The sequence below is a fragment of the Seohaeicola saemankumensis genome, assembly GCF_021021435.1.
Taxonomy (GTDB): Bacteria; Pseudomonadota; Alphaproteobacteria; order Rhodobacterales; family Rhodobacteraceae; genus Seohaeicola.
Map to the genome: position 1 here is coordinate 46,658 of NZ_JAINWI010000004.1, position 14,376 is coordinate 61,033.

Consider the following 14,376-nt stretch of genomic DNA (forward strand, 5'->3'; position numbering starts at 1 on the left):
CATTTTTCCTTTCCCCCGGCGCGGTTAAACCGCGTCCTCATTGGTCTCGCCGGTCCGCACGCGCACAGCTTGCGAGACATCCAGCACGAAAATCTTGCCGTCGCCGATCTTGCCGGTCTTGGCGGTCGTCGTGATGGTGTCGACAACCTGATCGGCCATCGCGTCGTTCACCACGATTTCAAGTTTCACCTTGGGCACGAAATTCACGGCATATTCAGCGCCACGGTAGATTTCGGTATGCCCGGACTGCGATCCGAAGCCCTTGATTTCAGTGACCATCATGCCGCGCACGCCGATATCGGTCAGTGCTTCACGGACCTCCTCGAGCTTGAACGGCTTGATCGTTGCAATGATGAGTTTCACCTTTGTCCCCTTCGTCTGGAGCGGGATCAGGCCCGCATGTTGCAGTTGCAGCAAAACGGGCGAAAGCGTGTGAAAGGAAGATAAACGGGGCAAACCCGTCTCGGATTCCCGGCTTTTTGCCTAATATTTGTGCGTTAAATATTTTTCGCCCACATTCTGAGCTAAACAAAAAGGCATTGTCTGCTGCGGCATGGGTCAACATTTCCCACGCGCATCGCTATATTGCCCAAAACAACAAATGTCAGGCATCGCACAGCATGAGTGATTCAGGTCGCAGGAAGCCCCCCTTGGTGGCGGACAAGCGCAGTCGCGCGCAACCACCCGCAAAAGCGGCCAAACCCGCATCTGCGAAATCGGCGAGCCGTTCGGGACGCAAGACACCGGCACGCAAGAAAAGCGGGCACCGCAACCCTGTGGTCCGCTTTGTCGTAGGGATTTTCAGCTGGATATGGCGGTTGGTCTGGGGGTTTTCCTGGCGCGTCGGCCTTGTGGCAGGCCTGATCCTTTTAGGGGCTGTAGGGTATTTCTACACGACCCTGCCCGATGTAAACACGCTGCTTGACGGTCGCCAACGCGGATCGGTCACCTTGCTCGACGCGGATGGCAAGGTATTCGCTTGGCGCGGGGATCAGTTTGGCGGCGTCGTCAGTGCGGATGCGATCTCGCCCCATCTGAAGAATGCTGTCATCGCCACCGAGGATAAAAGGTTCTACCGTCACCTCGGAGTATCGCCGCGCGGTATCGCCGGTGCGATCCGTATCAACGTCAGCGAAGGCCGGAGCCCATTGTCGGGCAATGGCGGCTCTACCATCACGCAGCAAACAGCAAAGCTTTTGTGCCTTGGGGTGCCCTACGATCCGCAGGTCTGGAAAACCGAACAGGAATACGAGGCCGATTGCCGTCGCGGTTCCCTGTCGCGCAAGATCAAGGAGGCGGTTTACGCCTTTGCGCTCGAGGCAAAATATACCAAGGACGAGATCCTTTCAGTTTATATCAACCGCGCCTATCTGGGTGGCGGCGCCTTCGGCGCCGAGGCTGCCTCGCAGCGCTATTTCGGCAAGACTTCGGGCCAGGTCAGCCCAGCCGAGGCTGCGATGCTGGCAGGCCTGTTGACCGCGCCCACCAGCCTTGCTCCGACAAATAATCTGGAGCGGTCCCAGAACCGTGCGGCGGTGGTGATCAGGTTGATGCGCGAACAGGGCTATCTGACACAAGAAGAGGCCAGCAACGCGCTTGCCAATCCTGCCAGACTGTCGGAAGCCGCCGAAGCCCGCGCAGGCGGGTTCTTTGCGGATTGGGTCATGTCGTCCGGCCCCGAATTCTTTACCCGCAACACGACCGAAGATGTCGTGATCCGCAGCACACTCGACCCGCGCATCCAGAAAGCCGCCGAAGAGGCGATGCAATTCATTTTTGAAAACAAGGTGCGCGAAGGCTCAAAGGCGCAGGCGGCCATCGTCGTCATGTCCGCAGACGGCGCTGTGCGCGCAATGGTGGGCGGGCGCGATACGCGCGTTGTGGGGGCATTCAACCGCGCAACACAAGCGCGGCGACAGACCGGGTCGGCCTTCAAACCCTTTGTCTATGCCGCGGCATTAGACCTTGGCTATTCACCGAACGACATTGTGGATGACTCACCTTACTGTGTGAACATCGCCGGATCGGGAGAGTGGTGTCCCAACAACTATGACCGCAGCTTTAGCGGGCAGGTCACACTGACCGAGGCGCTAAGCCGTTCCTTGAACGTGCCAGCCGTCAAGGTCGCGCAGAGTGTGGGCCTTGAACTCGTGCGCAATGTCGCCGCGCAATTCGGCATCCAGTCCGATCTGGCTGCGGGCCCAGCGCTGGCGCTTGGCGCGTCCGAGGCGACCTTGATCGAAACAACAGGCGCTTTTGCTGGCATTCTGAACGGTGGTTCGGCTGTCACGCCTTACGGCCTGATCGAACTGCGGATGCGCGACGACGACGAGCCGCTGATGACCGCAACAGGCGGTATGGGAGAGCGGGTAATTCGCCAGGAGGCCGCCGAACAGCTGACATGGATGTTGCATCAGGTGACCACGCGCGGCACCGGCACAAGGGCCAACCTGAAAGACCGCGAAGTCGCAGGAAAAACCGGCACGACCCAAGCGGCACGTGACGCATGGTTCGTCGGATATTCGGCTGACTACGTGGCAGGCGTCTGGATGGGCTATGACGACAATACCCCACTGACGGGCGTGACCGGCAGCGGATTGCCGTCAGAGATCTGGCACGAAGTGATGGTGCGCGTTCATGATGGCCTGCCTGCGCGCCCCTTGCCGATGCAGGCGCCGGTTACACAGGCCCCTGTGCAGCAACCCAATAGCGGACAGGCACAGGGCCAATCCGGCGGTCGCACCGCCCAACCCGAAACACAGAACGCCATCGAACAATTGTTCCGTGACCTTTTCGGCAGTCGCCGGAACTAGGCCTCACTGAAAGCAAAAAGAAGCAGGCGCGCCGGTCATGGCGCGCCTGCTTCTTTTTCCCAGCGGTCAGATCGTCAGACCGCAGCGCGCAAATCGGCAATCATCGCGTCGATATTGCCACCGCGACGGTCCAGCATCGCGCCGATCTCGGTCCTTTCTGTCAGCAGCATGTTGATCCCCTCAATGAAGAGGTTGAAAAACAGGTCCTTGCCGCTGCGGTCGGATACCAGAAAAGTCACCTCGAAAGGGGCTTGCCCGCGCAAACGGGCCAGACTTTTGACCTCGTAGAAATTCTTGATGGCCCGCGCGCCCTGCACCTCGATCTGGCCGCCGATAAACTCGCGGAAGCGCTTTCCGTATTTGACCGAGATGTAGCGCCTGAAAGTCACCGTGAAGTCGCGCATCTGCGCGGAGGTTGCGCGCCGCGCGTCCACACCCAAAGCATAGCTCGCAATCGTCGGAACATCGGCGTAGCGGGTAAAAATCCTTTCGAATTCCACATACATGGCCTGCTCGGACTTACCCGATGCAATCACGCCGTTGATATCGGCGACCAGCGCATCAACGAGCGTTTTTGCGCGCGCTTGGGTCATGGCATGGGCGGTTTGCGGCCAGCCCAGCCCCATAATGGCCGTTCCGGCCCACGCGGCTATCGAAGCAATCGCAAAGCGTCGGTTTACTTTATTCAGCATAGGGGTCCTCATAGGGGTCGTCATAAGGGTCCGTTGTTCCAATAGCATATGGGTCGTCATAAGTCGCATCGCCAGACCTGCCCAGCGCGAACCGGCGGCTTTGCAGGTAAATCAAGCGTGACTGCGCATAGCTGTCGGCGCTGTCATACAGGACGGAATCGATCGTGTCACCGAAACGGCCACGATCGCCGACAATGTCCAGTACGCGCACTCCCTGACGGTACTCGTTCGTTGTGCCTGACATGGCGTAAGACAACGGGTTTGTGAAGAAGTCGACCACCATGCCAACGGTATCGCGTTCGGTTGATGGCCCACGGAACGGTGTTTCGACATAGTGGCCCTCTCCGACCCCCCAGACATGCAGGGTTTCGCCAAAATCAGTGTCGACCTCGGACACACCTGCCATCTCGGCAACATCCACAAGTCCGGCAAAACCAAGCGTCGAGTTGAGGGCGAACCGGTAGGTATTGGTGATCGCGCCTTTGAAATTCCCCTGCAGCAGATTGTTCACAACAAGACCCGGACCGGACAAGTTGTCCGAGAAGTTGTTCACCATCATCCGCATTTCCGGCGGCAGCACCTTGTTGTATCCGCGTGAGGCGGGACGCAGAATAGCCTGATCTATGGATTTGTTGAAGGCATGAACCTTGCGGTTCCGCTCCTCGAACGGATCGTTGATCCCGTCCCGCGCGACATATCCTTCGGGCGTCGCACAGGCCGACAGGGTCGCAACCAACAGAAACGGGATGACAACGGCCTTGCCGAAGTTGCGCAGCGAAAGGGCGGGCATAATCGTGGGCGTTTGCGACACTAGATATCTCACAGGTTATATGCTTGTGTTTCAGGAGTCTGGTCGAATTCCTGGCCAGCGGAAGGGGCGGTTTTGCAGCACTAAAAAGGTGCTGCACTTAACCCCATAGTAGGGTTTGTTCTTATAACGTCCACCCGTTGGACGAAAGGGAGCAGTCGGTAAAACCGGCAATTTGGTGGTACGAGTGGCGGGAAACGGTAGATGGTAAAGACGGATTCCGCACGAGGGCGCGAAGAATTGCGCGCGGCAAGGCGTGCAGACCACCATCTTTATTGGATCGTCGGACTGTTCAGTGTCTTTGCCAACCTCCTGATGCTGACCGGACCGCTCTATATGCTGCAGGTCTATGACCGGGTGCTTGGCAGCAGGTCTGTCGCCACGCTTGTCGCTCTGACGGTGCTTGTTGCATTTCTCTATGCGGTGATGGGTCTACTGGATTTCGCCCGCGGTAGAATCATGGCAAGGGTCGGCGCACGATTCCAATCGGGCCTTGAACGGCGGGTGTTCGATGCGGCCTTGCGAAAATCGGCGCTCGATCCCGGCCATACACAAGGGCCGGGGTTGCGCGACCTTGACGCGTTGCACCGCCTCCTGACCTCTCCGGTCGCGATGACCGTTTTCGATATACCTTGGACGCCAGTGTTTCTGGTGGGAATCGCGGTGTTTCATCCTTGGCTGGGATATCTTGCGCTTGGCGGCGGGGCACTGCTGGTTTTAGTGACACTGGCGAATCAGATCCTGACACGCACCCCCGTGGCCAGCGCCAATTATTCGCAAGCGCGGGCCGACACCATCGCAACGCAAACACGCGGCGAAGCCCGGATGGTGCAGGCAATGGGGATGAACGATGCTGTCTTCACACGCTGGCAACAGGTGCGCGATACTGCCTCAAGGCATTATCTGCAGGCCGCCGATCTTGGCGGCAGTTTCGGGTCAGTCTCGCGGACACTCCGGCTTTTTCTGCAATCCGCGATGTTGGGACTGGGCGCCTTTCTGGTGATCAGGGGCGAAGTGACGCCGGGCGCCATGATCGCGGCGTCCATTCTGCTTGGGCGGGCGCTGGCCCCGATAGAACAGGCAATAGGCAGTTGGACGCTTGTCCAGCGCGCGGTCAAAGGCTGGTCAGATCTGGCGCAACTGCTGTCCGATGTGGCACCCGAAGAAGCGCGTACCGCCCTGCCGGTTCCGCGCGCCCGTCTCGAGGTTCAGAGCCTTACGCTGATCCCTCCGGGCGAGAGATCACCGGTGCTCCGCATGCTCAGCTTCACGGTCGAACCGGGGCAGGCGCTGGGTGTTATCGGACCGTCCGGCGCAGGCAAGTCGACGCTTGCCAGCGCAGTCACCGGCATGTGGCTGCCCGCAACTGGCAGCATCCGGCTGGACGGAGCAACGCTTGATCAATACCCCGCAGCCACGCTGGCGCAGCATATCGGCTATCTCCCGCAGCGGGTGCATCTGTTCGATGGCACGATCGCCGAAAACATCGCGCGGTTGTCCTTGCAGCCCGACCCAGCGCTTGTTGTCGCAGCAGCCCAAAAGGCCGCAGCGCATGAGATGATCCTGAAACTGCCCAACGGCTATGACACCGCAGTTTCGGTTGCAGGCGGGCGATTGTCCGGCGGCCAGCTCCAACGGATTGGATTGGCAAGGGCCATGTATGGTAATCCGGTGATCCTTGTTCTGGACGAGCCTAATTCCAACCTCGACAATGAAGGATCGCAGGCGCTGAACACGGCGATACGCAGCCTGAAAGCCGAGGGCAAATCGGTCCTGATTATGGCGCACCGGCCTGCCGCGATACAGGAATGCGACGTGATTCTTGTGCTGGAAGCGGGCGCGCGTACAGCATTCGGCCCAAGGGATGCCGTGCTGAAGCAGGTGCTCAGCAATTATAGCGATGTCCAAAACAGCCTTGGCCAGAACATTGCTGGAGGGGTAGGATGACCCCTGACCGACACAGGCGCGTTTCTGTTCGCGGCCCCGTTATCGTAGGGCTTGCGGCCTTGTTGCTGCTTCTGGGCGGGTTTGGCACATGGGCTGCCATTGCCAATATTGCCGGTGCGATCGTAGCCAATGGACGTATCGAAGTCGACCAGAACCGGCAGGTTGTCCAGCACCCTGATGGCGGCGTCGTTCAAGACATTCTGGTGAGCGAGGGGATGCGCGTGACCAAGGATCAGGTGCTGATCCGGCTGGACCCTTCGGGCCTGATGTCCGATCTGACCATCATCGAAGGCCAACTCTACGAACTGATGGCCCGCCGCGGCCGCCACGAGGCCGAGCGGGACGCGCGGAACGAGGCGGTATTCGATCCCCTCTTAGTGGCGGCTGCGGCATCCAACCCCGATGTCGCCTTGCTGGTGAATGGTCAGCGACAGCTTTTGCAGGCGCGCGCTACATCGCTTGCCAGTCAGGTCGAGCAACTGACCAAGCGGAGCCAGCAAATCGAAACCCAGATTACAGGGATCGCAGCCCAACGCGACGCACTGGGCTTGCAAGTGGGGTTGATCGAGCAAGAGCTTGCAGACCAGCAAAGCCTTCTGGATCGCGGTCTTGCCCAAGCCAGCCGTGTTTTGGCGCTACAACGCGAACTGGCCCGCCTGAACGGAGATATCGGGGCGCTGACCGCCGAAACCGCCACCGCCGAAAGCCGGATCACCGAAACCGCGATCGACATTCTGCGCCTGACCGAATCGCGACGGGAAGAAGCGATCACCCGTTTGCGCGATCTGCAATTCCGCGAGTTGGAGCTTCTTGAACAACGCCGCGCACTTTTGCAGCAAATGGAGCGGCTGGAAATTCGCGCGCCCGTAGCAGGGATCATCTACAGTCTGCAGGTCTTTGCCCGCCGCGCCGTGCTGCGCGCTGCCGATCCCGTGCTTTTCATCATTCCGCAGGACCGTCCGCTGATCATCATGGCGCAAGTGAACCCCGTGAATATCGATCAAGTCTTTCCCGGGCAGGAGGTGACATTGCGATTTACAGCCCTTGACCAGCGACGCACGCCTGAGTTGACGGGACGGGTTGTCCAAACTTCAGCCGATGCGTTTACGGACGATGCCGCAGGCACATCTTTTTACCGCGCCGAGATCGCTCTGGAAAAAGGCGAGCAGGCGCGTCTACCGGCGGACACAACCCTGATACCCGGCATGCCGGTTCAGGCGTTTATCCGTACCAGCGACCGCACGCCGCTGGACTATCTGATCAAGCCGTTGTCTGATTATTTCAGCACAGCCTTGCGCGAGGACTAAGGCTTGCGGCCAGCGCGCCCGAACCGCTACAGCGCGCTACATCGCGGACCGGCTTTCAATTTTGCAAGCGCTGCAATCTGCCTTCTCTTTGCGGTTTCAATCTCTGGCCAAGCCAGCTAGCGTCCGCCGCGAACCACCTTTTGAAACGGAGCATGTCCATGACCAGCATCCTTGAAACACGTCTTGCCGATCTTGGTGTCACCTTGCCGAACGCGCCGGCACCTGCTGCCAATTATGTGCCCTTCGTGCAGTCGGGTGATCTGGTTTTCGTATCGGGACAGATCTCGAACGGACCAGACGGATTCATCACCGGCAAACTGGGTGCGGACATGGATGTGGCTGCAGGTGCTGCAGCCGCAAAAACCTGTGCAATCAGCTTGCTGGCGCAGTTGAAGGCCGCTTGCGACGGCGATCTTGATCGTCTGGTGCGGGTCGTCAAGCTGACGGGCTTTGTCAATTCTACGCCTGATTTTACCGACCAGCCCAAAGTGATTAACGGCGCGTCCGATTTTCTGGTCGAAGCATTAGGGGATATCGGGCGGCATTCGCGCTCTGCTGTATCGGCAGCCTCTTTGCCTCTTGGCGTCGCTGTGGAAATCGAAGCCATTTTCCAGATCAGATGAGCAGGTTGCCTGAAGACTTCCTGAAGGCCCCGATCGCGCATCGCGCGCTACATGACCTGTCAAGAGGACGGCCCGAGAACGGGCCCAGCGCAATCGAGGCTGCCTGCAAGGCGGGCTACGGGATCGAGATCGACTTGCAACTCTCCTCTGACGGGGTGGCGATGGTGTTTCACGACTACGATCTCGGGCGCCTGACAGATAGCAAAGGTGCGGTTCGACAAGTAAGCGCCGCAGCCTTGGGACAGATCCGACTGAAAGGTGGAACCGACACGATACCGACGCTTGAACAGGTACTGGATCAGGTAGCAGGACGTGTGCCGCTGCTGATCGAGATCAAGGATCAGGACGGGGCTATGGGCGCGCGTGTCGGCGCTCTTGAGGCAGCGGCGGCAAAGGTGCTGGGCGGTTACAAGGGTCTTGTGGCCGTCATGTCCTTCAACCCGCATTCCATGATTGCCATGGCAGCGCTTGCGCCCGACATTCCACGCGGGTTGACCACGTGCGACTATGCGGCCGAGGATTGGCCCCTGCTGCCCAAAGGCACACGGGACCGCCTGCGCGCGATCCCAGATTTTGACGCCGCGCGCGCCTGTTTCATCAGTCACGATGCGTCTGATCTGGAAGCAACGCGCGTTGCAGACCTCAAGGCACGCGGTGCCGCGATTCTGTGCTGGACGATCAAATCAGCCCGCGAAGAAGCACAGGCACGACAGATCGCACAGAATGTCACGTTCGAGGGCTATGCCGCTGCAATCCCTGCTTGATCGGCCTTGCCACCGCTCCAGATAGAAGGGCGTGCATAGGGGGCGCACCGTCATGACGGATGACACCATCGAAATATCTATGTCAGGAAACCTGTCCGAGATCGGACAGGCGGAATGGGACGCCTGCGCCTGTCCTGAAACCATGGATGGCGGGCGGCCCAATGACCCTTTCACGACGTGGCGGTTCCTGAAAGCACTAGAAGACAGCGGGTCTGTTGGCGCGGGTTCGGGATGGCAACCAAGTTATCTTACCGCCCGCCAGAATGGACAGATGATTGCCTGCGCGCCGATGTATGCCAAGTCGCATAGTCAGGGCGAATATATCTTTGACCACAACTGGGCTCATGCCTTTGAGCGAGCGGGCGGGCGATACTATCCAAAGTTCCAGATCGCCGTGCCGTTCACACCGGCAACGGGGCGGCGTTTATTGACACGCCCCGGATTCGAGGAGGCCGGACAAGCCGCATTGGTGCAAGGTGCGGTGGAACTTGCCGCCAAGAACCGTCTGTCCTCGCTCCACATCACCTTTTGCACCCAGCCCGAAGCCGAGGCAGGCGGTCAGATGGGGCTGATGCAGCGTGTGACCCAGCAGTATCACTGGGAGAATGACAGCTATACCGATTTCAACGGCTTCCTTGCGTCGCTGTCATCCCGCAAACGCAAGATGCTTCGCAAGGAACGCGAGCGGGCACAGGGTTTCGGCGGGCAGATTGTCTCGCTGGCCGGCGACCAGATCGAACACTGGCATTGGGACTATTTCTGGCGGTTTTATCAGGACACCGGCGCACGCAAATGGGGCACGCCCTATCTGACGCGCCGGTTTTTCGAGATTGCACAGGAAACCTTGCGCGATGACATGCTGCTGGTTCTGGCAATGCGTGACGGTTTGCCCGTGGCCGGTGCCCTGAACTTTGTCGGTCGGCAGGCGCTTTTCGGCCGCTATTGGGGGTGCACCGAGGATCATCCCTGTCTGCACTTCGAGCTTTGCTACTATCAGGCCATGGACTTTGCCATCGCACAGGGACTGCAGCGGGTTGAAGCTGGCGCTCAGGGCGAGCACAAGCTGGCGCGCGGCTATCTTCCGGTGCCGATCCATTCGCTGCATTGGGTGGCCGATAGTGGTTTTGCAGACGCGATTGCCCGTTATCTTGCGGCCGAGCGTGCAGCCGTCGAGGAAGACATCGAGGTTCTGACGGCCTATGGTCCGTTCAGACGAACGCAAATGGAGGAACAGGAATGACCGAACGCCTCAGCGATACTGGCCGCAAAACCATGCTGGAACCTTTGTTCGAAACAGGTTGGCGCATGGTGGACGGTCGTGATGCCATCATCAAAAGCTTCGAATTCAAGGATTTCACCGAAGCCTTCGGATGGATGACACAAGCCGCACTTTGGGCCGAAAAATGGGGGCACCACCCCGAATGGTCCAATGTCTACAAGACTGTTACTGTTGTCCTGACCACGCATGATGTAGACGGGCTATCCGCACTGGATGCGAAACTGGCGCGCAAAATGGATAGCATCTGACCTCAAGCAAGACACAGACCAAGGAATACCCATGCAAGATCTGCTGACGACCGAACTCTGGAACGGAACCACACTTCAGGAACTGCTGACACTGGAATTTCTGGCGTCACTGGCCGGTTCCGTGCTTGGGGCGGTGGCGATCATTCTGGGCGGGTTCATCCTTGCAGGATGGGCACATAACCGGATCGTGGGCCTGACGCGGCGCTATGCGCGGCTTGATGCGACCCTGTTCAACTTTCTCGGCAGTCTGGTGCGCTATATCATTCTGGCGTTTATGGCCTTGTTTGTTCTCAACACTTTCGGGATTCAGACAACATCCATCGTCGCGCTGATCGGTGCTGCAGGTCTGGCGATCGGTCTGGCCCTGCAAGGAACGCTGTCGAATGTAGCCGCAGGGGTGATGATCATTCTGTTCCGTCCTTTCAAGAACGGGGATTTTGTCGAGGTGGCGGGTCAGTCCGGCACCGTGCAAGAAATCTCCCTGAACTTTACCGAAGTGTCTTCGATCGGGAATGTGCAGGTGATCATTCCCAACAGCCAGATCTGGGGCAATGTGATCACTAACTACTCTGCCTACAGCACACGTCGCGCAGAATGGATGTTCGGTGTCTCCTATGGTGCCGATCTGAAAAAGGCGGAAACGATCATCCGCGATACGATCATGTCTGATCCCCGCTCTAAAACCGATCCGGCGCCGTTTATTCAGGTCAACAACCTTGGCGATTTCTCGGTCGATTTTCTGGTGCGTGTCTGGTGCGATGCGTCGGAGTTCTTCCAGTATCAGGCCGATATGAAGCGCGCAGTCAAAGAGGCGCTGGATGCCGGCGGGATCGATATTCCGTTCCCGACCAGGACAATGATCAACGCCGCCTGACGCGAAAGAGCAAAGAATTGTCCGACAATTGCGCTCTCGGGCACGTGAGTTGCAATCCTTTATATCGTGTGCGATATAATCTCTAGCGATGTAAATATTGGAAGGAGACCACCATGTCTGTCGATGTCAAATACAGGACAAAAGCCACCGCAACAGGCGGGCGCGATGGCCATTCAGCGACCGAGGACGGGGCAGTGGATGTGAAACTGGTCACCCCGAAAGAGTTGGGTGGCGCGGGAGGTGACGGGGTCAATCCCGAACAGCTTTTCGCCACGGGTTACGCCGCCTGCTTCATGGGGGCGCTGAAATTCGTCGCCAGCCAGGACAAGGTCGAACTGTCCAGCGAGTCTAGTGTGTCGGCCGAAGTCGGCATCGGCCCACGCGCAGATGGTGGCGGGTTCGGACTTGAGGTTGATCTGATCATCACGCTGCCGGGCATCGAGGCTGATATCGCCGATGACCTGATCGCCCGCGCGCACGTTGTTTGCCCCTATTCGAACGCTACCCAGAACAATATCAGGGTCGGTTTGTCACGCGGTTGACCGCGCACTGGTTCTGATACTGAAAAATGACATCCCCCGCCGGGCGACGCCTGACGGGGGATTTTTTGACAGATAAGGTTGCTGGATCAGATCGCTGCCAACAACGCCTCTCCGCCAGAGATATCGCAGGTTCCGGGGCTTTCTTCGGGGTGGAAAACGGTAACAACACCGTCGTCAACCAGCATAGCATAGCGCTTGGAACGCGCGACCAACCCTGCGGGCGGCGCATCGAAACTCATACCGATTGCTTTTGTGAACTCACTTGATGCGTCAGACAGCATCGAGATCCCTGCCTCGGTTGCGCCTGTGACCTCGCCCCATGCTTTCATCACGAATGGATCGTTGACGCTGATGCAGATGATTTCATCCACCCCTTTTGCAGCGAATTCATCCTTGGTGCGAATGAAGCTTGGCACATGGGCGGAATGGCAGGTCGGCGTGAATGCCCCCGGCACCGCGAAAAGCGCAACCTTGCGCCCTTTGAGTTTCTCGCCCAAAGCCACGGCTTCCGGGCCTTTGTCACCCATCTTCACGAGCTTTGCGTCGGGCAGTTTGTCCCCTGTCGAAATCGTCATCCTGTTCCTCACCTTGGGTTTGCGTTTTCCGGTTCCACCGATATAGGGTGCCGCGCAACGCGAGACCAACACTTTCGAAAAGGAATGGGCATGACGCATGTGGTCGTGATCGGCGCCGGACAGGCAGGATCGTCACTTGTCGCAAAGTTACGCAATTCCGGATTTGACGGAAAGATCACCCTTATCGGCGCAGAACCCGTGCCCCCCTATCAGCGCCCGCCCCTGTCCAAAGCCTATCTTCTGGGCAATATGACCCTGGACCGGCTGTTCCTGCGTCCGGCAAGCTTTTACTCCGAGCACCGCATTGAGCTGCGTTTGAACCAGCGCGTGACAGGCATTGATCCCGTGGCGCGCACGGTTTCGGTCAACAGCGATGTGCTGGTCTATGACCATCTGGTCCTGACCACTGGGTCGGAACCGCGCCGCTTGCCCGCCAGCATCGGCGGGGCATTGACGGGCGTTTACGTGGTCCGCGATCTAGCGGATGTCGATACAATGGGTCCGCAGGTGACCGCTGGCAAGCGCGTGTTGATCGTGGGCGGCGGATATATCGGATTGGAAGCGGCTGCCGTAGCCGCCAAGCGCGGGCTTGAGGTGACGCTTGTGGAAATGGGCGACCGCATCCTACAACGCGTGGCGGCACCCGAGACGTCCAACTATTTCCGCGCCTTGCATCAGGGCCACGGCGTGACGATCCGCGAGGGTGTCGGGCTAGAGCGACTGTTGGGCGAGAAACACGTTACAGGGGCGCGCTTGTCGGATGGCACGGAGATGGAGGTTGATCTGGTCATCGTCGGCGTGGGCATTACACCTGCCACCGCTCTGGCCGAGATGGCCGGACTCGATATCGAGAACGGGGTCAAGACAGATGCACAGGGGCGCACATCGGACCCCGCAATCTGGGCGGCAGGTGACTGCGCCTCGTTCCCGTGGCACGGCGGGCGCATCCGTCTGGAAAGCGTGCCGAACGCCATTGATCAGGCCGAATGCGTAGCCGAAAACATCATGGGCGCTGCAAAAGATTATATTGCAAAGCCGTGGTTCTGGTCCGACCAGTTTGATATCAAGCTGCAGATTGCAGGATTGAACGCAGGCTATGACCGGACCTTCGTGCGTCCGGGCGAAAAACCGGGCAGTCAATCGGTCTGGTATTATCAGGGTGATAACTTGCTGGCCGTAGACGCCATGAACGATCCGCGCGCCTATATGATCGGCAAGCGCCTGATCGAAGCGGGCCAGTCACCTGCGCCGGACGCGATCTGTGATCCCGACATTGCCCTCAAGTCGCTGCTGCCCGCGTGAGGATCGTTGCAGGCCGGTTCAAGGGGCGTGCCTTGGCGGCCTTGGGCAAGGGCGACCCTGCCGCACACCTGCGCCCCACCACTGACCGGACCCGTGAAAGCCTGTTCAACATGCTGGCAGGCGGACGTTTCGGCGATCCGGTGACGGATGCGCGCGTTCTGGACCTGTTCGCAGGCACCGGCGCGCTGGGGCTTGAGGCGCTTTCAAGGGGAGCCGCGCATGTCACTTTTGTTGATGACGGGAGGAAAGCGCTTGGCCTTATCAGACAGAATATCGCGCTTTGCGGCGCCGAAGCCGATACGAAAGTCATCAAACGCGATGCCCGCCGCCTTCCTCGCAACGAGGATGCTGTTTTCGATCTGGTGTTTCTTGATCCGCCCTATGGCAAGGCGCTGGGAGAGCAGGCAATCACGCAAGCCCTGAACACGGGCTGGATTGCCGAGAATGCCCTGATCGTGTGGGAGGAAAGCGCCGCGATCACACCGCCAGATGAGTTGAGCCTTCTCGACAGTCGCCGCTTTGGCGACACGGTGATCAGTATTTTGCAGCACTGACAGCACCCGTCAGCGCGGGGGCGAAACACGACGCTTGCCCGCGTCGGA

15 protein-coding genes are annotated in these 14,376 nt (G+C 59.1%); 11 read left to right on the forward strand and 4 right to left on the reverse strand.

Features of this window, described 5'->3' with window-relative positions; all coding sequences use genetic code 11:
• Positions 1-24 precede the first annotated feature (24 nt).
• Positions 25-363, reverse strand: a complete 339-nt coding sequence (locus tag K7H22_RS02090; RefSeq protein ID WP_230799049.1) for a P-II family nitrogen regulator — start codon at positions 361-363, stop codon at positions 25-27.
• A 257-nt stretch (positions 364-620) separates the two neighbouring features.
• Between K7H22_RS02090 and K7H22_RS02095 the strand changes: the two genes are divergently transcribed.
• Positions 621-2,813, forward strand: a complete 2,193-nt coding sequence (locus K7H22_RS02095) for a transglycosylase domain-containing protein (protein WP_230799050.1) — start codon at positions 621-623, stop codon at positions 2,811-2,813.
• 74 nt (positions 2,814-2,887) lie between these two features.
• Here K7H22_RS02095 and K7H22_RS02100 read toward each other — a convergent pair whose 3' ends face one another.
• The gene (locus tag K7H22_RS02100; RefSeq protein ID WP_419248133.1) at positions 2,888-3,505 is read right to left on the reverse strand and encodes an MlaC/ttg2D family ABC transporter substrate-binding protein; all 618 of its coding nucleotides are present in this window, start codon (positions 3,503-3,505) and stop codon (positions 2,888-2,890) included.
• Positions 3,495-4,328 carry a VacJ family lipoprotein gene (locus tag K7H22_RS02105; protein WP_230799052.1) on the reverse strand — a complete coding sequence of 278 codons (834 nt, stop codon included), beginning with the start codon at positions 4,326-4,328 and terminating at the stop codon, positions 3,495-3,497. The genes K7H22_RS02100 and K7H22_RS02105 overlap by 11 nt, the downstream gene beginning before the upstream one ends.
• A gap of 189 nt (positions 4,329-4,517) precedes the next feature.
• On the opposite strand from K7H22_RS02105, the gene K7H22_RS02110 reads away from it, so the two are divergent.
• The 8 genes from K7H22_RS02110 (at position 4,518) to K7H22_RS02145 (ending at position 11,897) form a co-directional block, all read left to right on the forward strand.
• Entirely contained in the window at positions 4,518-6,260 is a 1,743-nt protein-coding gene (locus tag K7H22_RS02110; protein WP_230799053.1) for a type I secretion system permease/ATPase, read from the forward strand.
• Positions 6,257-7,567: an HlyD family type I secretion periplasmic adaptor subunit gene (locus tag K7H22_RS02115; RefSeq protein ID WP_230799055.1), complete on the forward strand. Its 1,311-nt coding sequence runs from the start codon at positions 6,257-6,259 to the stop codon at positions 7,565-7,567. The genes K7H22_RS02110 and K7H22_RS02115 overlap by 4 nt, the downstream gene beginning before the upstream one ends.
• Before the next feature lie 158 nt (positions 7,568-7,725).
• A complete protein-coding gene (locus tag K7H22_RS02120; protein ID WP_419248134.1) occupies positions 7,726-8,190 on the forward strand; it encodes a RidA family protein in 465 nt (154 codons plus the stop codon).
• The gene (locus K7H22_RS02125; protein ID WP_230799059.1) at positions 8,187-8,954 is read left to right on the forward strand and encodes a glycerophosphodiester phosphodiesterase family protein; all 768 of its coding nucleotides are present in this window, start codon (positions 8,187-8,189) and stop codon (positions 8,952-8,954) included. Before K7H22_RS02120 ends, K7H22_RS02125 begins: the two co-directional genes overlap by 4 nt.
• 52 nt (positions 8,955-9,006) lie before the next feature.
• Positions 9,007-10,194 (forward strand): GNAT family N-acetyltransferase, encoded by a 1,188-nt coding sequence (locus K7H22_RS02130; protein ID WP_230799061.1) that lies wholly within the window; start codon positions 9,007-9,009, stop codon positions 10,192-10,194.
• Positions 10,191-10,481, forward strand: a complete 291-nt coding sequence (locus K7H22_RS02135) for a 4a-hydroxytetrahydrobiopterin dehydratase (protein WP_230799063.1) — start codon at positions 10,191-10,193, stop codon at positions 10,479-10,481. The genes K7H22_RS02130 and K7H22_RS02135 overlap by 4 nt, the downstream gene beginning before the upstream one ends.
• Before the next feature lie 31 nt (positions 10,482-10,512).
• Entirely contained in the window at positions 10,513-11,355 is an 843-nt protein-coding gene (locus K7H22_RS02140; RefSeq protein ID WP_230799064.1) for a mechanosensitive ion channel family protein, read from the forward strand.
• 113 nt (positions 11,356-11,468) lie between these two features.
• Positions 11,469-11,897: an organic hydroperoxide resistance protein gene (locus K7H22_RS02145; protein ID WP_230799067.1), complete on the forward strand. Its 429-nt coding sequence runs from the start codon at positions 11,469-11,471 to the stop codon at positions 11,895-11,897.
• An 86-nt stretch (positions 11,898-11,983) separates the two neighbouring features.
• On the opposite strand, the gene K7H22_RS02150 is transcribed toward K7H22_RS02145, so the two are convergent.
• Positions 11,984-12,472 (reverse strand): peroxiredoxin, encoded by a 489-nt coding sequence (locus tag K7H22_RS02150; protein ID WP_230799068.1) that lies wholly within the window; start codon positions 12,470-12,472, stop codon positions 11,984-11,986.
• Between the two features lie 90 nt (positions 12,473-12,562).
• Between K7H22_RS02150 and K7H22_RS02155 the strand changes: the two genes are divergently transcribed.
• Positions 12,563-13,774 (forward strand): NAD(P)/FAD-dependent oxidoreductase, encoded by a 1,212-nt coding sequence (locus tag K7H22_RS02155; RefSeq protein WP_230799070.1) that lies wholly within the window; start codon positions 12,563-12,565, stop codon positions 13,772-13,774.
• Positions 13,771-14,328: a 16S rRNA (guanine(966)-N(2))-methyltransferase RsmD gene (rsmD, locus tag K7H22_RS02160; protein ID WP_230799072.1), complete on the forward strand. Its 558-nt coding sequence runs from the start codon at positions 13,771-13,773 to the stop codon at positions 14,326-14,328. The genes K7H22_RS02155 and rsmD overlap by 4 nt, the downstream gene beginning before the upstream one ends.
• Positions 14,329-14,376: the final 48 nt, after the last annotated feature.